The sequence below is a fragment of the Litoribacter ruber genome, from assembly GCF_018500185.1.
Lineage (GTDB): Bacteria > Bacteroidota > Bacteroidia > Cytophagales > Cyclobacteriaceae > Litoribacter > Litoribacter ruber.
Genome location: NZ_JAHBGI010000003.1, coordinates 76665 through 96794 on the forward strand (window position 1 = coordinate 76665; position 20130 = coordinate 96794).

Here is a 20130-nt window from a genome sequence, read left to right on the forward strand (position 1 = left end):
GAATTAGTTTTAGCACCTAATAAGTAACCCAGAATGACTACGAATTTTATTAAGAATTACCTGCTGTTGATCTTGATTGGCTTTACTATGAGCTGCAAGCCGGCTCCAGAAACAAGCCCCCCGGATACAGCTCAGGAAACGAGTAACTTTTCCCAGGCCCCTGATTGGGTAAAGGACAAAAACATCTATGAAGTCAATCTTCGCCAGTATACCCAAGAGGGTACCTTTGCTGCTTTTGAAAAGGAGGTTCCAAGATTAAAGGAAATGGGCGTGGACATCCTATGGTTTATGCCTATTCATGATATCGGGGAAAAGAACAGAAAAGGCTCCCTCGGCAGCTATTATGCCATCAAAGATTACAAGAGCGTAAATTCAGAGTTTGGGACCAAAGAAGACTTTGACAGGCTTGTAAAGACCATCCATGACAATGATATGTATATAATCATTGATTGGGTGGCCAATCACACCGCTTGGGACCACCCTTGGACTAAAAGCAATCCGGAATACTACTCCAAGGATGAGAATGACAATTTCATGCCTCCAGCCAATACCGATTGGGAGGATGTGATCGATTTGGATTATAACAATCCAGAGGTTCATACTGCCATGGAGGATGCCATGGTGTATTGGGTAAAGGAACATGATATCGATGGCTTCAGATGTGATGTGGCCGAATTGGTTCCTATGGAATTCTGGAACAACACCCGGAAAAGTCTGGATGAAATCAAGCCTGTATTCATGCTAGCGGAAGGTGAAAAAGTAGAGCTCTATGAGGCTTTCGATATGACATACGCTTGGAATGTCTTTCACACGCTGGTAGATTTGGCTGGAGACAGAGAGAAAAACAATGACACTTTGCATGGGTCAGTATTGGAAGGCGTTGAAGGTTTGCCTGAAGGGGCTTTTAAAATGAATTTCTTGACCAATCATGACGAAAATACTTGGAAAGGCACCATTGATTCACTTTTGGGTCCAGCCCATGAAGCCATGGCAGTGTTGATCCACACCATCCCGGGTATGCCGCTTATTTACTCCGGACAAGAGGCCAATATCACCCAGCGCCTTGAGTTTTTTGAAAGAGACCCAATCGATTGGGGTCATTACGAAAAGGCCGATTTTTATACCCAACTGAATGCTTTGAAACACCAAAACAAAGCCCTTTGGAATGGAGAGCATGGTGGCAGCTTCAAGAGACTTCCCAATTCCAAATCGGAGGGGATCTATGCCTTTGAAAGGAAAAAGGACCGTAACAGGGTGATCACTATTGTTAACCTTTCGGATAGGGAAATGACCTATGAGTTTACCGACAACAAAGAAGGACTGAAAGACTATTTCAGCCCAGGTGCCTCGGAGATTGGTTCCTCGATAAAAATGCAGCCTTGGGGGTATAGAGTTTTGACTAACTAAGCCATGGCTACACTTGTGGAAAAGAAAAAACTAAGCTTCTGGCAGATCTGGAACATGAGTTTTGGGTTTCTTGGGATACAAATGGGCTTTGCCTTGCAGAATGCCAACGCCAGCAGGATCCTTCAGACTTTCGGAGCCGATGTGGAGCACCTGTCTCTATTTTGGTTGGTGGCCCCCATTACCGGGATGATCGTGCAGCCTATCATCGGCTATTATAGCGATAGAACCTGGACCAGATTAGGCCGGAGAAGGCCTTATTTTCTGGTCGGGGCCATCCTGGCAGCCATTGGATTGATATTGATGCCCAACGCCTCACTTTTCGTGGCTTATCTTCCCGCTCTCTGGGTGGGGGCTGGTTTCTTGATGATCATGGACGCCTCCTTCAATGTGGCCATGGAGCCTTTCAGGGCTTTGGTTGCGGACAAACTCCCGACTGATCAGCGAACTTTGGGTTTTTCCGTGCAAACGTTATTGATAGGCCTAGGAGCTGTTTTGGGCTCTTGGATGCCTTATATTTTGACCAATTGGTTTGGTGTAGCAACCACCGCCGATGAAGGCATTATTCCTCTCAACGTGATCATGGCATTCTTCATTGGGGCCATGATCCTGGTAGGCTCCATACTTTGGACCGTACTGCGAACTACAGAATATTCTCCTGATGAACAGGCGGCCATAGACGGGCATGACAAAGAGAAACCCAAGGAGGAATCTAAGGGCATCATGGACATTTTCACCGACTTTTGGAAAATGCCGGAAACTATGCGCCAGCTAGGCTTGGTACAGTTTTTCTCCTGGTTTGCTCTATTTTCGATGTGGGTATTTACCACGCCCGCTTTGGCCCAGCACGTTTGGGGATTGGCACCCGAGGACCGGAGCTCGCTGGCTTTCAATGAAGCGGGAAATTATGTAGGGGTGATTTTTGGCGTTTACAATCTTGTATCTGCCCTTTTCGCCCTAGCTCTCCCCGTTATTGCAGCCAAGGTGGGCAGGAAATGGACACATGCAATTTGTTTGACAGCGGGAGGAATCGGCCTGGCTTCCATCATGTTGATCACCGATCCATCACAAGCTTGGATGCTCAACATTTCCATGATTGGCGTGGGAATCGCCTGGGCAAGTATATTGGCCATGCCTTATGCTATATTGGCTGGATCCATACCATTGCGTAAAATGGGTGTCTACATGGGAATTTTTAACTTCTTTATCACCGCCCCTCAGATCGTCAACGGTTTCTTTGGTGGCTATATCGTCAAATATTTATATGGCGGCCAAGCCATCTATGCTATCCTTTCGGCTGGCATCATCCTCTTTATTGCAGCTGTTTGCGTAATGTTCGTAGAGGATAAAGATGATGTAGTAATCGTGGATGAATAGTAACAGTTAATTCATCATTAAATTGATTTGGTATAAAAATAGCCGTAAGGGTAAAGCCTTTGCGGCTATTTTCATTAAGTTTAATCACCAATTCATTTTTACAGCTACTTATGCCTAATAAAACCCTGATTCTTTATGCAAGTGTAGATGGTCAAACAGCAGACATCTGCGGCAAAATAAGGGGGCAACTGGAAGAGGCTGGACACCTGGTAGAAATTTTGACTATCCAAGATCCCCCGCCCTCGATTAAAGGTTTCGATAAAATAATTTTGGCTTCCAGCATCCGCTATGGAAAACACAATGCAGAACTTATCTCTTTTATTGACGAAAATTTGACGGAGTTAAATCGGCTTAAAACGGCATTTTTATCTGTAAATCTTGTAGCGCGGAAGGAAAACAAAGCTGAGGCCGATACCAATCCTTATGTGAAGAAATTTTTCGAGAATACGGATTGGAAACCTGATATGGTTGGCGTCTTTGCAGGTAAACTGGACTATGCTAAATATAGCTTTTGGGATAAGTGGCTCATAAGAATGATCATGTTTTTCACCGATGGGCCCCTCTTCCCTCCCATCGCCATGGAATTTACCAATTGGCAAAAAGTGGAGGCGTTTTCCAGGGATTTCTCTAAATTGTAGAAAAAAAATTTAACTTTTCCTTTTTTGAAATAGTTAAATATGAATATTTAGGAATGATATATGCACATTACTGCTATATAAGATTTACGAACCACTAACACTAAATAAGATCATGGAAAATCACAACCTCAGAATTATTAATGTTGAGTCTTTTAAAGTTATAGGCATCACATCTGAGAATAGTTGTGAATTCAATGAGCTGGTTTTTGAGGATACTTGCGGTAAGGTCTGGCGAAAATTCATATTGGAAAGGGTTTCTGAAAACATTCCAGACAAAATCGATAGCAAAGTGTATGCAGTGTATTACGATTATCCGGAGATGACCGGCTCCCAGGCCCGTTACCTAGTAGGGTCCAAGGTAGCTCCAGACGCCGAAGTACCGGAGGGAATGGATTGCGTGACTATAAAAGGAGGTACTTACTTGAAGGTTACCACATTTGACAAGGTCCCGGAATGCCACACCGACACCTGGAAAAAGATCTGGTCTTCCCATATGGCAAGAACTTATAAAACAGATTTTGAGGTATATGATGCAGACATCCAAAGGTGGCGAAGTGCTAATATGGATGTGTTTATTGGAATTTCATTGAGTGCTTCCCAACTTGAAGAGCTACCCGAATATATTCAAAACAACATTACCAACCCCTAAGACAATCCTCATTTATACATGTGGTTTTTGTCTATATAGAAATATTCTTAACTTATAAGCCTGTATAAGGGTGCTCTTATGAAAAAACTTAAACTTAAAATAGTAAATATCAAAAGTTTTCCGGTTATCGGGCTAGCTACTAAATGTGTCAGTCATGATGTAGATTCTGACTTTTTTGAAAATTGCGATGAGATTTGGAAAAAATTTGTCACGGGTGGTTACTCCGAAGCAATACCCAATAAAGTTAATGATAACATCATTGCCGCTTATTTTAATTTTGAGGGAGACAGTACTAAGCCATTTGAGTTTCTGGTAGGCTGTCAGGTGACACATGTCGATGAGATCCCAGAAGGGATGCAGACATTTGAGATGGACCACGGGCCGTATTTAAAAGTTCGCTCCCATGAAAAAATTCCCGAATGCCATTCCGCGGCCTGGAAAGAGATTTGGGAATCAGACATTGACAGAAAGTACAGCACCGATTTTGAAGTTTACAGCAGTGAAATCCAGGATTGGAGAAATGCCGAGATGGATATTTACATCGGCATTGAGGGCAAATTGGACAGTTTGGAAAAATTACCAGAGCATATTGAAGTTAGCATAGAAGCACATGAGTAGACCCTATATTTTGGCAGAAAGCCACTGGAAAGACCTCCAGACTTTTCGCTTTGACCTAGCCGTCCTACCCTGGGGCGCAACTGAAGCACACAATTATCACCTCCCCTACGCAACAGACAATTACGAATCAGAATACCTGGCCGCTGAAGCTGCCAGAAAAGCTTGGGAAAACGGCACAAAAGTGACCGTCCTGCCCACCATTCCCTTTGGCGTAAATACCGGCCAAAAAGACATTTATCTTGACATCAATTTAAACCCCTCCGTGCAAATGGCCATCCTCGACAATATCATCGAGGTATTGAATAGGCAAGGGCTTAAAAAGCTGCTGATTGTCAACAGCCATGGAGGAAATGATTTTAAAACCGCACTCAGAGAGCTTGGCCTTAAATATCCTGAGATGTTTCTGGCGACTTCCAATTGGTTCAGGTCTTTGGACAAATCCAAGTATTTTGACCAAGACGGTGATCATGCTGATGAAATGGAAACCAGCTTGATCATGCATCTCAAGCCTGAGCTAGTACTGCCCCTCGATGAAGCCGGTGAGGGCCAGGAAAAAAAGAACAAGATCAAGGGCTTCCGTGAAGGTTGGGCTTGGACAGAAAGAAATTGGCCCCTTATCTCTGAAGACACCGGAGTGGGAAACCCCAAAGCTGCATCTGCTGAAAAGGGCGCACGTTTTTTCCAAGATGTCACGGACAAACTTGCCCAGCTCTATACGGAAATTGCAGATGCGGACCCAAAAAACCTTTACGAATGAACCATAATTGCTTTCTTAGCGCCTTTGAGGCTATAAAATTTAGACCCTAAAAACTTTTTAGCATGAAATGTGACCCAAAATACCTGGATTTCAACCTTTGCCTGGAAGGCGAATTGGTCAGATTGCGACCCATGAGGCTTGAGGATATGAAAGCCTTTGAAGAATTGACCAAAACCTCGGACTGGACATATTTCACACATGATCTTTCTGATGAGAGGGAGCTTGAGATGTGGCTATTGGAAGGTTTAAAGCTGAAAGAATCACGGCAGCGAATTCCCTTTACAGTAGAGGATAAGCAAACTGGCGAGATCCTGGGGTCCAGCAGCTTTGGCAACATCAGCCTTCGCGACCAACGGGTGGAAATAGGCTGGACTTGGCTTTCTCCTTCCGCCAGAGGAAAAGGTTACAATGCGGACATGAAAAAAGCCATGCTCAGCTATGCATTTGGTAAAGTAAACTTTGTGCGTGTAGAGTTTAAAACTGATGTACTAAACCAACCTGCCCGCAAAGCTCTCCAGAAAATGGGGATCAAAGAAGAAGGAATATTGAGAAGTCATACCTTGATGACAAAGGAAAGACGAAGAGACACCATTTTTTTTGGAATATTAGCCGACGAATGGCCAAGCATTAACAGTTGACTTATGTACCCTTTTACCACCATCGATTACCTTGAGCATGGAAACCAACGCCAGAAACAGGTTTTTAAACTTCTTACCAAATACCAATTGATGGCAAAATTGGAAAAATATCATCCGCTAGTGGTCGGCACTATTCCTTTAGGAATAGATGTTCCCCAAAGCGATGTGGATATTATCTGTGAAATAAAGGATCCTGATGATTTCAGGAAGGATTTGCAATCCAAGTTTGGCGGGGAAAAATGGTTTAGCATCAAAAAAACCGATTTGCACAACAAACCTACCATTGTATGCCGTTTTGAGCTGGAAGGCCTACCTATTGAGGTATTTGGGCAGGACATGCCAACGGAAAAACAGCTGGCTTTCCGCCACATGATCATCGAATACCATATCCTTAAAAAGTTTGATGATGATTTCAAGGAGAAGATTATTGAGCTTAAAAGAGAAGGGATGAAAACAGAGCCCGCATTTACCAAGTTATTAGGGTTGGAAGGAAATCCCTATTTGGTATTGTTGGATTATCCGCTGGAAAAGCGGGAGGATGAGTTTGACTTTTGAAAAAACCGATTAGATGAAAAACATTACAATCACCGGTGTGCCGGAACATTTCAATTTTCCCTGGATCAAATTAATTGAAAAACAGCCTTTTAAATTCAACCTAACCTGGAAAGAAGAGCCCAAAGGCTCAGGAGCCATGATTCAGTCTCTTCAAAATGGCGAAACAGATGTTGCCATTCTTTTAACGGAAAGCTACCTCAAGGCCAAGGTGGAAAAGTTAAAAGCGCAGGCTATCGGCTACCATGTCAAAAGTCCACTTACTTGGGGAATTCATGTTCCCTCTGGAAGTGAAGTGACTGATCTGGCGGAGCTACAAAATCACCCCTTTCTGATCAGCAGATTGGGTTCAGGATCTCACTTGATGGCTTTTCTATTGGCCAAGCAAAAAGGATGGGCTTTGGAAAATCTCAAATTTGACATCATCGGAGATCTCAATGGGGCTAGAAATAGCTTTGCCACCAACCAGCCACAAGCTTTCCTTTGGGAAAAATACACGACCAAGCCATTTGTAGACAATGGCGAGTTTAGACGCATAGGATCCATTCCCACCCCTTGGCCTTGCTTTGTGATCGTGGCAAGCCACAACGCTTTGGAAAACCACACCGAGGAGCTCAAGCAACTTCAAAAAGCACTCTACGAAACTACTGCCAGTCTCAAGGAAGAGGACACCCTTGCCGAAGACCTTAGCAAGCATTACCAATTGAAACTTGAGGACATCAAATCTTGGCTAAAGGACCTCAATTGGGCCACCGATCCGAATATGGAAAAAATCACCCTGCTCAACACCATGACCATTCTGGAAGAGCTCGGCTTAATAGATCAAGAGCTGCCCGTTGAGGAATTGGTAGATTTGAATTTTGTAAAATTGACGTAACGCTATTTTAGTTTATTCTTCAAATTACGCATGGCTTCCCCAGGCATTCAGGCATCTCAAATCAGAACATTTAGACCACAACAATAGTAATCAACCAAATAAACAACCATTTAAATCCCTTACAACAACCTGTAGTCAACCTATATTAAACCAATCACAGATTGTTTTTAAACTGGTTTAACATTGGTTTAATACTGGTCTATGACTGGTTCAGGTAAACCTTTTCCCCGCCTGGTAATGAGAGAATTTTAGGCGGAGGCATAAAAAAAGGACGGCTTACAAACCGTCCTTTTTTTAATCCCTGATTTTGACCTTTCAAATCATTTCATTTCCTCCCAGTCCCAATCCTCATTCAGCTGGGTAATGGCATGATGGGCAGTCATATCAAATTGACAAGGAACAATCGATGCATAGTTGTTGGCAATGGCCCACTCATCATTGTCTTCACCTTTATCGAAGTTCACAAAGTTACCGGCCATCCAGAAATACTTCTGACCATTCGGATCATATCTTTCTTTGAACTCTTCCTGCCATTTGGCCCTTGCCTGTCTACAGAGTTTCACGCCCTTGATAGGCTCATTTCTCTTTGGAGGGAAGTTTACGTTTAAGGCAACCCCTTTGGGCATGCCATGTTCCAAAACCTGTTTGGCTACTTTATAAACGATTTCCTCCACATGGGAAAAATCTGCTTTTGAGCTGTAATCACAAAGACTAAAACCAATAGACGGATATCCTTCAATTGCTCCTTCAATAGCAGCAGACATGGTACCTGAATACAAAACACTGATAGAAGTATTGCTACCGTGGTTGATACCGCTGACAATCAAATCTGGCGACCTGTCTTTTAAAACGTAGTGTTTGGCAAGTTTTACGCAATCCGCAGGGGTACCGCTGGATTTGTAGGCCAATACATCGTCAAAAATCTCCTCCTCCACGAGTCGGAGGGTGTTTCCTATGGTGATGGCGTGCCCCATTCCGGATTGAGGGCTATCTGGGGCTACCACGACTACATCCCCAAGTTTTTTCATTACATTTACTAGCACACGAATTCCCCTAGACGTGATACCGTCATCATTGGAGACCAAAATAAGCGGTCTTGACATTTAAGATTCTTTTAATTTATTGTAATATGAGGTGATTCTGAGCAGGTCACCACGACGATCGTGGTTTAACCTGTTTTTCCTAATGAAAAGTTTAACTTCGGATGATTTGTCATCCATAATATTCAAAAGCTCTTTTCTCTTCTGGCTGTACTTTTGGATTTTCCCATCCTGGAGAAAATAGAAGTTGAAAGCAAGTTTGTTGACCCCCATCATCGGGCCTCCCCACATTGGGTTCATGTACATTCCACCCATGCCCATACCACCCATGCGGTTGTCCACGGTGATGAACTCACGGCAAAGAAGAGTGAGGTTATTTCCATCGACCAGAAGTTCAAAGAAAACAGGAACTTCATAATCGGGATTCATGGCATAAGGCAGACTGTAAAAAGTCCTGATCCCGCCGTAATATTCGTCATAGATTTCAAAATACTCCAAAGAAGTTGCGTTGAAGGTCTCTATGGTGTTACCTTTCCTCTGGACCGTATTGGTTTCCAGATCGTACTTGATAGGGCCATCAAGGATTTCCCCATCAGTCAAAAATAGTCGGCCTTCGTGCCAGATTTGGCTTGGAAACTCCTGAGCCTGCACGAACGATACGCTAATTAGGGTGAGTAAGACGATATAAAAGTATTTTTTCATTTTGGATGATTTTTATATCTACATAACGAATTAAACCACAGAATAGTTAGGAGAAAATACGATTTTATAGGCAAAACAAAGCCCGGAGTTCCGGGCCGTGTTTTTATTTGATTTTATCTATTTCTTTCTTCAAAATGGTGTGTCCCATTTTATCGCGTTTGGTCTCTAAATACCTGGTGTTATGTGGATTGGGCACCACCTCCAAAGGCAGGGAATCAACAATCTCCAAGCCATAGCCGAGCAAACCGGCTCTCTTGGTAGGATTGTTGGAGATCAGCCTAATTTTGGAAACGCCAAGATCTCTTAAGATTTGCGCTCCTACCCCATAATCTCTTTTATCGGTTGGGAAGCCCAGGGCAATATTGGCCTGTACGGTATCCATTCCTTGCTCCTGAAGCTTGTAGGCTTTCAATTTATTGATAAGGCCTATACCTCTGCCCTCTTGATTCATATAAATAATGACACCTTTACCCTCCTTTTCCACCATTTCCATGGCAGTATGAAGCTGGGATCCACAGTCGCAACGGCATGAGCCAAATATGTCGCCTGTGATACAGCTGGAGTGTACACGCACCATTACAGGCTCATCCTGTTCCCACTCCCCTTTGATAAGGGCAAGGTGGATTTCGTCAGTGTTGGTTTGTCTGAAAGCAATCAGGTCAAAATTCCCCCATTCGGTAGGTAGGTCAACGCCAATTTCTCTTTTGATCAAGGTATCATGCTTCAGCCTGTAGGCGATTAGGTCCTTGATGGTTACCAGTTTCAAATCGAATTTCTTGGCCACTTCCACAAGATCCGGCAGGCGGGCCATGGTACCGTCTTCGTTCATGATCTCTACCAAAACGCCCCCTGGAGCAAATCCCGCAAGTCTGGCAAGATCCATAGCAGCCTCCGTGTGACCAGTTCTTCTCAATACACCTCCTCTTTTTGCCTTAAGGGGAAAAATGTGGCCTGGCTTGCCTAGATCTTCCGGCTTGGTCTCCGGATCAACCAAAGCCTGGATGGTTTTGGCTCTATCACTTGCGGATATACCCGTAGTACAGCCATGACCTATCAAATCAACAGATATGGTAAAAGGGGTTTCGTAAGTTGCGGTATTCTTCCCAACCATCAATTCCAGACCCAATTCATCGCAGCGGTCCTCATGGAGGGATGCACAGATAAGTCCGCGGCCGTGGGTGGCCATAAAGTTGATGATTTCAGGCGTTACTTTTTCTGCAGCACAGATGAAATCACCCTCATTTTCACGATCCTCGTCGTCTACCACAATGATGATTTCCCCGTTTTTGATTGCCTCAATTGCCTCTTCTATGGTATTGAGCTTAAATTCTTCTGCCATAATATTTTTTGAAAGATCGAAATTCGAGTGCAAAAATACACTTCTTATCCACTAAAACCGACTAAAGCGATTTTTAGTTTGGTTTAATTTGAGATCACGGTCCCGAAATGCTTATCAATTTCTGCCTGGTACCTCTTGAGCTCCTGATACACGCCAAGCAATTCGAGTAGCTCATCATCACCCGCAGTCTTGATTTTTAACTTGGTCTCGTCTATCATTTTCTTGAGCACATTTCTTTTCAACCTGAGTACCCCATCATAGATGGTCTTGGGAAGATTGTCTCTTTCCCGGGCGGTAAAGATCTGATGCTTTTTCTCCCAAGACTCTGACAGTTCGTGCTTGGGGGAAATCATGTTCACAATGATGGATTTGGCCTCGGCATCTGGGGTGTTGAGGAAATATTCGGCAGTAGGCAGCTCCCCTTTGGCCAAAGCCTGCTTATACCTGACAAGAATTTTTTGATAAACCGGCGTTTCAAAACTAAGATCGGCAATTTCCTGAAGCAGGTATTCACAGACATGAAGGTCATCGCTGACTTTTTCAAACCCATAGGATATCAGCAACCTAAGGGTTTCCCCTTCCTGGGCGGCCAGAATTTCCTTGGCGGGCACTTCAGGTTTGGCCACCGGAAGCAGGTCCTCAAAAGGAATATCAGCGGCATTGGCCTCCTGTTCCCTTTGAGCCTTGAAAGCGGCGTCTTTTTCACCTTTGAGCAGGATTTTGTTAAGCTCGGCGAGCACGATGTCCTCTTCGATGCTGAGCAACCTGCCAGACTCTTTTACATAAACCGTCCGGATGATCGGATCAGGGATCTTGGAGATACTCTGCACCACCTGCCTGATCACTTCTGCCCGCTTGATGGGGTCCCCTTCCGACTCTTTGGCGTAAAGGTCAATTTTGAATTCGATGAAGTCTCGGGCATTGTTTTTCAGGTAATCCTGAAATATTTCTCCGCCCACTTTTCTGGAATAGCTATCCGGGTCATCCCCGTCAGGGAATACAACGGCTTTCACATTGAGTCCACCTTCCAATAACATATCTATCCCCCTCAGAGAGGCCTTGATACCGGCCGCATCCCCATCATAGAGGACAGTCACATTATCGGTAAACCGCTTGATGAGCTTGATCTGCCCCTCTGTTAATGATGTTCCAGATGAGGCCACCACATTTTGGATGCCGGCGAGGTGAAGGGAGATCACATCGGTGTATCCTTCTACTAAGTAGCAATTGTCTGCCTGACGCATTGCCTGCTTGGCCTGAAAGAGGCCATAAAGGACATCACTTTTATGGTAAACCTCCGTCTCCGGAGAGTTGATGTATTTGGGTTGCTTCTTATCTTGGGTTAAAATCCGGGCCCCGAAGGCAATGGGTTTCCCACCAAGGTTATGGATGGTGAAAATCACCCGGTTTCTAAACCGGTCGTATATCCTGGCTTTGTCGTCGTCTTTTTGAAGGACCAGCCCGGCCTTTAGGAGGATTTCTTCGCTGTGACCGGCTTTCTTGCCCGATTTGAGCATGTGATCCCAGCTGTCCAGGGCATAGCCCAGGTCAAACTTTTCGATTATCTCCTGAGTAAATCCCCTTTCTTTAAAATAGCTTAAACCAATGGACCGGCCTTCGTCACTTTTCAGGTTTTCCACAAAAAGGTTTTTAGCAAAATTGAGGGCAATATAAAGGCTTTCCCTCTCATTGAATGCCTGAATGTCCTCAGGGGTGGTGGCTTTATCCTCCTCTATTTCAATCCCGTATTTTTTGGCCAAGTGGCGGATAGCTTCATTGAAACCGATTCCTTCCACATCCATCACAAACTGAATGGGGTCGCCCGCTTTGCCACAGCCAAAGCACTTATAAATCTGTTTGGCAGGGGAAACGGAAAAAGATGGGGATTTTTCGTTGTGAAAAGGGCAGCAGGCCCAAAGGTTTTGCCCCTTTTTCTTCAGGGGCACATAATCATTTACCACATCCTCAATATCCGCTCTTTCCTTTACTTTCTCTGTGGTGCTGTGACTTATGGACATAAACTATTTCAATCGAAGAATTAGGGCATAAAGATAAGCAAAATTGCTTAACCCAAAACTGGCCGATGTGGAACAAATACCGAGGATTATTCCTTATTAAGTTTTAAAAAAGCATTTATAAGAAGTAAATTGCGACCCAATAAGCTAGCAGAAGAATGAGTATCAATAAAGAACGCGTTTTCAAGGCTCTATCAACGGTAGATGACCCCGATTTAAAGAAGGATCTTGTCACTTTGGGAATGATCCAAGAAGTGGAGATCCAAGACAACAAAATCAGTTTCAAGGTAGTGCTTACCACTCCTGCATGCCCGCTGAAAGAGCTGATCAAGAACAATTGTATTGAGGCAATTGAACAAGAATTTGGTACCGAGGTGGAAACGGACATCTTCATGACGTCCAATGTAACCACTGCCAGAGACAATGCCCCGCTTATCCCGCAGGTGAAAAACATCATCGCCATTGCCTCCGGTAAAGGCGGCGTAGGTAAATCAACCTGTTCGTCTAACTTAGCAGTAGCCCTGGCTCAAACAGGCGCCAAAGTAGGCCTGATTGACGCAGACATTTCCGGCCCTTCCCTCCCTACCATGTTCAATGTGGAAGGTGAACAGCCGGCCGTAAAGCAGGAAAATGGCAAAAACATCATTATCCCAATAGAGCAATATGGCGTGAAGTTGATGTCAATTGGCTTCCTGACCCCTGCCGATAGCGCGGTGGTATGGAGAGGCCCAATGGCCAGTTCCGCCCTTCGTCAATTCATTGCAGACGTGGAGTGGGGAGAACTGGATTACCTATTGATTGACCTTCCTCCGGGCACCTCGGACATTCATTTGACTATGGTGCAGACTATCCCTGTAACAGGCGCCGTCATAGTGACTACCCCTCAAAAAGTGGCCATAGCAGACGCAACCAAGGGTTTGACAATGTTTCAACAGCCACAAATAAAGGTTCCAATATTGGGTGTTGTCGAAAATATGGCGTATTTTACACCGGAAGAATTGCCTGACAACAAATATTACCTATTTGGAAAAGAAGGAGGACAAAAACTTTCCGCTAAATTTGATGTTCCATTTTTAGGAGAGATCCCAATCGTGCAGAGTATCAGGGAAAGTGGGGATAGTGGTTACCCGGCCGTTTTTAAGGAAGGCGTAACCCAAGTGGCATTCCAAGCTTTGGCAGAGAATCTTGCCCGCCAAGTGGCCATCAGAAACGCCGAAGGAAGTAAAACAGAAATTGTACAGGTTAAAGCATAATGAAATGCAAGTAGAGTTAAAGGAAAAAATAGAAGGGGCTTTGGACAGTATACGACCTTATCTGGAAGCAGATGGAGGCAATGTGAAGGTAGTGGGGTTGAGCGAGGATATGGTCCTGCAGCTTGAGCTTACTGGCGCCTGCAGCAGCTGCCCGATGTCCACCATGACATTGAAAGCGGGGGTGGAAGAAGCCGTTAAGAGGGCAATCCCTGAGATCAAGCGTGTGGAAGCCATAAATATCACTGTGGCTTAATTGCGATTATTTAATGATTCTTAAATGAAAAGGATATTACTGATTTTTAGGATGAGATTGGTCTTATCCTTTTTGTTTTTATTTTTAGTCTTTCACGGTCATTCCCAGCAAATACTAAACACCGCTCCCCTGCACCAGCACGATGAGAAATGTGCTGCCACTTTTATTGAACAAAAGCAGACCGAGTCCATGGGCATCTATGGCAGCCAGGAATATTTTGAAACCTGGATGCAGGGTGAGTTAAAAAAACTTAAAGAAGCCCCACAGCTAAGAACTGCCCAAGATGACATAAGAACCATCCCGGTAGTAATCCATGTGATTCACGACGGAACTGCCGTAGGTGATGGAGCCAACATACCCAGATCACAGATTGAAGCTCAAATCAGATCCTTAAATGAAGATTTCCGCAGGACAAACCCTGATGCAGGAGATACTCCCGCTGAATTCCAAGGAGTGGCGGCAGATTCCAGAATTGAGTTTGTCTTGGCTCAGGAAGATCCAGACGGGCTGCCTACCACAGGCATTAACCGGGTACAGGGACCAGCGGAGAGCTATGCCCCTCAGGACGCTAGTTTGATTTCCAGCTTGGCCCTTTGGCCACCAGAGGAATATCTTAACATTTGGGTGGTGAGACTTTCCGCCCCCAACATTGGCTATGCTTCCTTTCCGATTTCCGACCTCCCTGGCCTAAATTTCCCTCCCACTACCAGAGAGTTGGATGGCGTGACTGTGGATTACCGGTATTTCGGTGAAGGTGGAAATGCCTTGGGTACAGCAAGAGGACGTACGCTCACGCACGAAGTGGGGCACTTTTTGGGTTTGAGACACATCTGGGGGGATCCTCCAGGAGGGACAAATGGCTGTGATGTGGATGATTTTGTAGCCGACACCCCCAACCAGCAGCGGGCCAATACCAGCTGTACCACTGCAGAGATATTTACCTGCGACTCTAGAGATATGATCCAAAATTACATGGATTACACTCCAGATCGCTGCATGAATCTTTTCACCCAAGGACAGGTGGAGAGAATGTGGGTGGTATTGGCTAATAGCCCAAGACGTGTAAGCCTGGTTAACAACCGAGCCACCACGCCTCCAGCTGACCTGCCTTCCTTCAGCCTCGTGATCAGAAGGCTGATCCAGCCCAGCAACTTTATCTGTGAAACTCCCCTCAACCCACAAATTGAAGTTCAAAATGTGGGCGAGACCACCATCACCTCCGTGAGAGTGGAAGTAAGGGTAAATGGTGGCGCAACCTACAGACAAACCGTAAGCACCAACCTCCCAACAGGGGATCGGGCGACCCTTACTTTCAATCCTGTGGATTTGAATGAATCAAGTGATAATACATTTGAATTAGAAATTATTGAAATCAATGCCCAGGATGCGGATGTCAATGCCAGCACCAACCTCGTATCCAGTGAACCGATTTTACAGGATGGCTTGCCTTTGCCTTATACGTATTCGCCTGGTGACTTTGAGTCTACTTGGACAGTGAGAAATGATGACAGCGGCTTCACATGGGAGTCAAGGGTTCTCAATATCAGTGGAGTAAGTCAAGAAGTGGTTTTCATAAGAAGCTTTGAGTATGAAAGAATTGGCGCTCAGGATTTCTTCATCTCTCCACCCATAGATCTAAGCAATACCCCGAGTGCCCAAATGACATTTGATTTGGCCTATGCCCCATATCCCCAGGAAGGACTTGAGGACAGGCTATGGATCGCTGTTTCGACGGATTGTGGCAATACCTTTGACTTGTTTAACGCACCCTACCGGAAAGAAGGTGTCGAACTACAGACCACTGACCCAGATCAAAATGAGTTTGTTCCCAACTCTGAAGATCAGTTTAGGAAAGAAATCCTCAACCTAAGCGCATATGAGGGTGAACCCAATGTCAGAATAGCCTTTGTGAGCTTGAACGGATATGGCAACAATATTTATGTTAAAAACATCAGCATCACTTCTACTGAGGAGTTTGAATACAATTTAAGGCTAAATAGATTGCTCAGCCCAGGGCCAGTGATCGATGGCAGTCAGGAGAACCAGGTGTTGGAAGTTTCCAACATAGGTAACCTCCCCATTTCTTCCTTTATCCTTTCCCGCCAGGTCAACAATGGGGGTGTGCAAAGTTTCATAGCGCAAGGTGAAGCAGTGCCGGCAGGAGAAACTGCCCAGATAAACCTCCCTGCAAGCAATTTCGGCAATGGAACAAACCGTCTGAATCTTGAAATCAGCAGGCCGAACTTTGACCAAAATGAAGGGAATACCTCAAGATTAACCAGGTTCATTGTTCAGTCCCCTGACACCGTACGTGCTCCTTGGAGAAAAGACTTTAATCAGGGACCACTTGCGCCCTGGGTTGTAATCAATCCAGAAAACAACTTGGGCACATGGAGATTCTTCAGTCTTTCTACTGGCAACGGCCCGGAGAGGGTGATGGAACTGAGCTCAATGGTAGAGGGGAACAGTTATTGGCTGGCTTCGCCAAAATTTGATTTGAGCAGGACTGGCGCGGCTAGCGTGTTCTTTGACAAGGCCCACAGCCACCAAGGCGGAAATGCCCGCTTCAGGGTGCTGGTCACCAATGACGGAGGGACTACCTACAACGAGGTGCTTTCCCAAGTGGGTGCGGAAATCGCCTCGATAGAGAGCTCAGGGGGTGTCAATCCTAACAGCCCAGAAGATTGGAGAAGAGAGTTTGTGGATCTTTCTGCATTTGCAGGAAGTGGAAACGACAACGTGAGGGTGGCATTTGTAGTGGACCAGGCTACATCCACAACTGCCCCGGTTTACGTGGATAACATGGAGCTGTTCTTCACCAACACACCGGAACCGGTAATTCCCGAGCAAGGCACCTCTGTAATGTACCCAAATCCAGCTGTGGATGTGTTTAGCATAGGTTTTAACTTTGATGAATTTGAGGATGTTAATATTCAGATTCTAAACCTATCAGGCATGGTCCTTCATGATGTAGACTATCCCAACACGCTTAATCAGACCTATACATTCAGTACGCAAATGTTTTCCAAAGGTGTATTTATCGTGAAAATCAGAAGCCAATCCATCACAGACACAAAGAGGCTACTTATTCAGTAAATAGATTTTTTAACTCAAGATCTATACTTGAACAGTGGCTACTGCGTATTATTCATATAGTAAATGGAAATTCCATTAAATAGGTATAAATTTACCGCTTCATAACATTATAAAATGAGTACTTTAAAAGCAGCATTAAAGAAATTAGGATTACATACCTTACTTATATTCGGGGCTTTATTTATACTATTGATCATTTTCTTTAGGGTGTATCTTCCTAGCTATACCAATCACGGAGAAACGGTCACGGTGCCTGACCTTCAGGGATATGCCTATGAAGAACTTCAAAACCTCATTTCAAGCAAAGACCTACGCTATGAAATCACACCAGACAGTGGGTTTATGGCTGAAGCAAAACCCTTGGCAGTTCTAAAGCAGTATCCCAGAGCTGGGTCCAAAGTTAAAAAGGACAGAAAAATCTACATCACCTTAAACGCCAAGAATGCGCCTTTGATTAAGATGCCTAATTTGGTGAATACCCCACTTAAAAACGCCCAGGAAATCCTGGCCAACCATGGTCTGGTGAGGGGGGAGATCGTATATGTTCCAGACATTGCCCTTAATTCTGTATTGGAGCAAAAATATAGAGGAAGGCCAATCAAGGAAGGCTTTGAAATCAGCAAAGGCTCACAAATTGACTTGGTGGTAGGTGATGGTTTGGGCAAGCAGACCTTGCAGGTTCCTGATCTTTTGGGAATGGACGAAACCGACGCTGAATTCTTGATCATTGGCTCGGGGCTAAGAATGGGGCGTATCGCCTTTGTGGAAACCGATACGGTGCCTAAAGGCACCATCGTACAGCAGTCTCCCCCAGCAGGCATAAATGCCAAAACAGGTGAGATCATTGACCTTTGGATTTCTGAAATGGAGGAATATAATTAAGGTTTATGATTATCCTCCCATTGTTTCTTTGATAGACTGAACGGAAGACCGAAACCTGCCTGCTCAGCAAAGGCAGAACCGAAGAAGCGGGCACTGTTAGCGTTAAGCTTGGATTAAGTAATTGATTTTATAACTGGCTCTATTGCGGATATACTTATTAAAATTATAGCCGGTAATCTAAACACCGCGTACTTACATGAGAAAACTGGGCAACATAGGTTTTTGGTTGTGCTGTACTTTTTTATTTTTCATTCCTGAAAATATTAAAGCACAGCTACAGCAACTTCCTGTGTCCCATAAGAAGGCAAGTTCCCCATCTGTAGGCCAAAGACTCCAGCAAGAAACATTAACCCTGCCTTTTTGGGATGACTTTTCCACAGGCATTCTAGACACGGCCAAATGGGAAAACAGCGGCACTGTAGTCTCCCGCTCCGTGGGGATCAATCCGGTCACACAGGGCGGTGTAATTCTCGATGGAACGGATGAGAGAGGCGCTCCCTACTCCACCAGGATGCGTGAACAAGGGTTAGGAGACCAGCTCTCTTCTTGGCCATTTAACCTCTCAGGTCTTACTCCAGAGCAGATTTCATCCCTTTATTTAAGTTTTTCTTACCAGGCAGGCGGCAAAGCAGAATTTCCTGATGGAGATGACTTCCTCGAAGTCCATCTCATGGACACCCTCGGTAATTGGCAAATGGTGTGGGAAATGCCTGGCGGGGACCTTTCCAAAAGAGAAATTTTTACTCAGGTTTTTGTTCAAATACCAGCTGAATTTGTCCATGACAACTTTAGATTCAAATTTCAAAACCGAGGCCGGCTATCTGGCCCGTTTGACTCCTGGATAGTGGATTACGTTTTTCTAAACACTGGCAGAAATCCATCCAACACACACTTTCCCGACAGGGCCCTTACCAAACTCCCCTCCTCCCCTCTAGGACGCTATACGGCCATACCGTATTTTGAATACCAAGCGCACCCAGAACTTTATTCAGGAATTGTGGCCAGCCAATTTCACAACCTTGACAACCGCTTTAGGGCCATGGAATATACCGTGCAATTGAGAAATGCCGAGACTGGTGCCATAATACAAAACATCAATTCCGATACACCCTTCAATCCAGTTCCCCTGAGCCGTGAAAGAAGAGATTTCATTAGCAATCCTTTTGATGAACTGGACGCCGATCTCACGGAGGGCATAGACCTTGAGGCGGTAATATACCTTACCACAGGTGACAACTATTTAATCAATAGTATAAGCGGGCAGGATACCGTGTTTCAAAGACAAGTAGATTTTCGTGTGAATGACACCATCCGGCAAACCATCCCCTTGAGGGATTATTTTGCCTATGACAACAATTCAATCGATTATGCCGCTGGGATAAACCAGCGTGCGGGTATGCTTGCCGTAAGATATGAAATCGAGGAAGAGGCTTATGTAAATGGATTAAGTATCAATTTCACAAATTTTGTCCAGATCGGCAGCCCCATTGAAATCCTTGTTTGGAATTCACTAGATCAGGATCCAATTTACGCAAGGGAAAGAACCATCCCTCAAAAAGAATCCTTGAGAGAAATCAGCTTTTTCCCATTGGACACCCTGCTTAGAGTTCAAGGGGAATTTTATGTCGGTTATAGGCAATTCACCAACGACTTTATTCATGTAGGATTGGATAAGACCAACGACAGCGGAGAGGAAATCTTCTACAACGTGACAGGTGCTTGGGCACAGAACCAGATAGTGGAAGGCTCGCTGCTGTTGCGCCCCCACCTCACCCAGGATGCCCCGGAAGAAACAGTTGAGGCACCCCTTGAAGTTAAGTTGAGAGCCTATCCCAATCCGGTGACCGAAAGATTGGTTTTGGAGGGAGCAACAGGTGAAGTGACAGTTTATGATTCCTTTGGCCGCCAAATCCAGGTGAACATGAGCGAAACCGAGAACGGTAAAGTTTTGGATTTTATAGGCAAACAAAAAGGCGTATATTTGATACGCACAAATGTGAACCAGAAACCAACCTCAATACGAATTTTAGTGAAATAACT

18 protein-coding genes are annotated in these 20130 nt (G+C 44.7%); 14 read left to right on the plus strand and 4 right to left on the minus strand.

Annotation, left to right across the window (positions count from 1 at the left end; genetic code table 11):
* Positions 1 to 33 precede the first annotated feature (33 nt).
* The 9 genes from KIH41_RS04765 to KIH41_RS04805 all read left to right on the plus strand — a co-directional run bounded on the left by KIH41_RS04765 (position 34) and on the right by KIH41_RS04805 (position 7510).
* Entirely contained in the window at positions 34 to 1407 is a 1374-nt protein-coding gene (locus KIH41_RS04765) for an alpha-amylase family glycosyl hydrolase (protein WP_214161719.1), read from the plus strand.
* Between the two features lie 3 nt (positions 1408 to 1410).
* On the plus strand, positions 1411 to 2781 hold the full coding sequence (locus tag KIH41_RS04770) for an MFS transporter (RefSeq protein ID WP_214161720.1): 1371 nt from the start codon (positions 1411 to 1413) through the stop codon (positions 2779 to 2781).
* 110 nt (positions 2782 to 2891) lie between these two features.
* Positions 2892 to 3419 (plus strand): menaquinone-dependent protoporphyrinogen IX dehydrogenase, encoded by a 528-nt coding sequence (hemG, locus tag KIH41_RS04775; protein WP_214161721.1) that lies wholly within the window; start codon positions 2892 to 2894, stop codon positions 3417 to 3419.
* 112 nt (positions 3420 to 3531) lie between these two features.
* Positions 3532 to 4068: a GyrI-like domain-containing protein gene (locus tag KIH41_RS04780; RefSeq protein ID WP_213944106.1), complete on the plus strand. Its 537-nt coding sequence runs from the start codon at positions 3532 to 3534 to the stop codon at positions 4066 to 4068.
* Between the two features lie 78 nt (positions 4069 to 4146).
* On the plus strand, positions 4147 to 4686 hold the full coding sequence (locus tag KIH41_RS04785; protein WP_213944105.1) for a GyrI-like domain-containing protein: 540 nt from the start codon (positions 4147 to 4149) through the stop codon (positions 4684 to 4686).
* On the plus strand, positions 4679 to 5443 hold the full coding sequence (locus KIH41_RS04790) for a creatininase family protein (RefSeq protein ID WP_213944104.1): 765 nt from the start codon (positions 4679 to 4681) through the stop codon (positions 5441 to 5443). The genes KIH41_RS04785 and KIH41_RS04790 overlap by 8 nt, the downstream gene beginning before the upstream one ends.
* A 62-nt stretch (positions 5444 to 5505) precedes the next feature.
* Positions 5506 to 6081 carry a GNAT family N-acetyltransferase gene (locus KIH41_RS04795; RefSeq protein WP_213944103.1) on the plus strand — a complete coding sequence of 192 codons (576 nt, stop codon included), beginning with the start codon at positions 5506 to 5508 and terminating at the stop codon, positions 6079 to 6081.
* A 3-nt stretch (positions 6082 to 6084) separates the two neighbouring features.
* Positions 6085 to 6636 carry a DUF4269 domain-containing protein gene (locus KIH41_RS04800; RefSeq protein WP_214161722.1) on the plus strand — a complete coding sequence of 184 codons (552 nt, stop codon included), beginning with the start codon at positions 6085 to 6087 and terminating at the stop codon, positions 6634 to 6636.
* Positions 6637 to 6649: 13 nt separating this feature from the next.
* Complete coding sequence (locus KIH41_RS04805) at positions 6650 to 7510, plus strand: PhnD/SsuA/transferrin family substrate-binding protein (protein WP_214161723.1); 861 nt, start codon at positions 6650 to 6652, stop codon at positions 7508 to 7510.
* A gap of 320 nt (positions 7511 to 7830) precedes the next feature.
* Here the strand turns inward: KIH41_RS04805 and surE are convergent, their stop codons facing one another.
* From surE to dnaG, 4 genes are all read right to left on the minus strand, one after another.
* The gene (surE, locus tag KIH41_RS04810; protein ID WP_213944100.1) at positions 7831 to 8613 is read right to left on the minus strand and encodes a 5'/3'-nucleotidase SurE; all 783 of its coding nucleotides are present in this window, start codon (positions 8611 to 8613) and stop codon (positions 7831 to 7833) included.
* Positions 8614 to 9252, minus strand: a complete 639-nt coding sequence (locus tag KIH41_RS04815) for a hypothetical protein (RefSeq protein ID WP_213944099.1) — start codon at positions 9250 to 9252, stop codon at positions 8614 to 8616.
* Positions 9253 to 9355: 103 nt separating this feature from the next.
* Positions 9356 to 10591, minus strand: coding sequence for a bifunctional 3,4-dihydroxy-2-butanone-4-phosphate synthase/GTP cyclohydrolase II (locus tag KIH41_RS04820; protein WP_213944098.1), 1236 nt, complete (start codon positions 10589 to 10591; stop codon positions 9356 to 9358).
* 83 nt (positions 10592 to 10674) lie between these two features.
* Positions 10675 to 12609 carry a DNA primase gene (gene dnaG / locus KIH41_RS04825; RefSeq protein ID WP_213944097.1) on the minus strand — a complete coding sequence of 645 codons (1935 nt, stop codon included), beginning with the start codon at positions 12607 to 12609 and terminating at the stop codon, positions 10675 to 10677.
* Positions 12610 to 12764: 155 nt separating this feature from the next.
* On the opposite strand from dnaG, the gene KIH41_RS04830 reads away from it, so the two are divergent.
* The 5 genes from KIH41_RS04830 (at position 12765) to KIH41_RS04850 (ending at position 20128) form a co-directional block, all read left to right on the plus strand.
* Positions 12765 to 13859 carry an Mrp/NBP35 family ATP-binding protein gene (locus tag KIH41_RS04830; RefSeq protein WP_214161724.1) on the plus strand — a complete coding sequence of 365 codons (1095 nt, stop codon included), beginning with the start codon at positions 12765 to 12767 and terminating at the stop codon, positions 13857 to 13859.
* A 4-nt stretch (positions 13860 to 13863) separates the two neighbouring features.
* Positions 13864 to 14112, plus strand: coding sequence for a NifU family protein (locus tag KIH41_RS04835; RefSeq protein WP_213944095.1), 249 nt, complete (start codon positions 13864 to 13866; stop codon positions 14110 to 14112).
* Between the two features lie 24 nt (positions 14113 to 14136).
* Positions 14137 to 17208, plus strand: coding sequence for a M43 family zinc metalloprotease (locus KIH41_RS04840; RefSeq protein ID WP_213944094.1), 3072 nt, complete (start codon positions 14137 to 14139; stop codon positions 17206 to 17208).
* Positions 17209 to 17322: 114 nt separating this feature from the next.
* Entirely contained in the window at positions 17323 to 18090 is a 768-nt protein-coding gene (locus KIH41_RS04845) for a PASTA domain-containing protein (protein ID WP_213944093.1), read from the plus strand.
* Positions 18091 to 18286: 196 nt separating this feature from the next.
* On the plus strand, positions 18287 to 20128 hold the full coding sequence (locus KIH41_RS04850; RefSeq protein ID WP_214161725.1) for a T9SS type A sorting domain-containing protein: 1842 nt from the start codon (positions 18287 to 18289) through the stop codon (positions 20126 to 20128).
* Positions 20129 to 20130 lie beyond the last annotated feature (2 nt).

Excerpts from the sequence above, each read along its gene's own strand:
- KIH41_RS04780 (WP_213944106.1), top strand. The coding sequence starts at position 3,532 with ATGGAAAATCACAACCTCAGAATTATTAATGTTGAGTCTTTTAAAGTT.
- KIH41_RS04785 (WP_213944105.1), top strand. The coding sequence starts at position 4,147 with ATGAAAAAACTTAAACTTAAAATAGTAAATATCAAAAGTTTTCCGGTT.
- KIH41_RS04765 (WP_214161719.1), top strand. The coding sequence starts at position 34 with ATGACTACGAATTTTATTAAGAATTACCTGCTGTTGATCTTGATTGGC.
- KIH41_RS04800 (WP_214161722.1), top strand. The coding sequence starts at position 6,085 with ATGTACCCTTTTACCACCATCGATTACCTTGAGCATGGAAACCAACGC.
- KIH41_RS04830 (WP_214161724.1), top strand. The coding sequence starts at position 12,765 with ATGAGTATCAATAAAGAACGCGTTTTCAAGGCTCTATCAACGGTAGAT.
- KIH41_RS04820 (WP_213944098.1), bottom strand. The coding sequence starts at position 10,591 with ATGGCAGAAGAATTTAAGCTCAATACCATAGAAGAGGCAATTGAGGCA.
- KIH41_RS04840 (WP_213944094.1), top strand. The coding sequence starts at position 14,137 with ATGAAAAGGATATTACTGATTTTTAGGATGAGATTGGTCTTATCCTTT.
- dnaG (WP_213944097.1), bottom strand. The coding sequence starts at position 12,609 with ATGTCCATAAGTCACAGCACCACAGAGAAAGTAAAGGAAAGAGCGGAT.
- KIH41_RS04770 (WP_214161720.1), top strand. The coding sequence starts at position 1,411 with ATGGCTACACTTGTGGAAAAGAAAAAACTAAGCTTCTGGCAGATCTGG.
- KIH41_RS04790 (WP_213944104.1), top strand. The coding sequence starts at position 4,679 with ATGAGTAGACCCTATATTTTGGCAGAAAGCCACTGGAAAGACCTCCAG.
- KIH41_RS04845 (WP_213944093.1), top strand. The coding sequence starts at position 17,323 with ATGAGTACTTTAAAAGCAGCATTAAAGAAATTAGGATTACATACCTTA.
- KIH41_RS04805 (WP_214161723.1), top strand. The coding sequence starts at position 6,650 with ATGAAAAACATTACAATCACCGGTGTGCCGGAACATTTCAATTTTCCC.
- KIH41_RS04815 (WP_213944099.1), bottom strand. The coding sequence starts at position 9,252 with ATGAAAAAATACTTTTATATCGTCTTACTCACCCTAATTAGCGTATCG.
- surE (WP_213944100.1), bottom strand. The coding sequence starts at position 8,613 with ATGTCAAGACCGCTTATTTTGGTCTCCAATGATGACGGTATCACGTCT.
- KIH41_RS04850 (WP_214161725.1), top strand. The coding sequence starts at position 18,287 with ATGAGAAAACTGGGCAACATAGGTTTTTGGTTGTGCTGTACTTTTTTA.
- KIH41_RS04835 (WP_213944095.1), top strand. The coding sequence starts at position 13,864 with ATGCAAGTAGAGTTAAAGGAAAAAATAGAAGGGGCTTTGGACAGTATA.
- KIH41_RS04795 (WP_213944103.1), top strand. The coding sequence starts at position 5,506 with ATGAAATGTGACCCAAAATACCTGGATTTCAACCTTTGCCTGGAAGGC.
- hemG (WP_214161721.1), top strand. The coding sequence starts at position 2,892 with ATGCCTAATAAAACCCTGATTCTTTATGCAAGTGTAGATGGTCAAACA.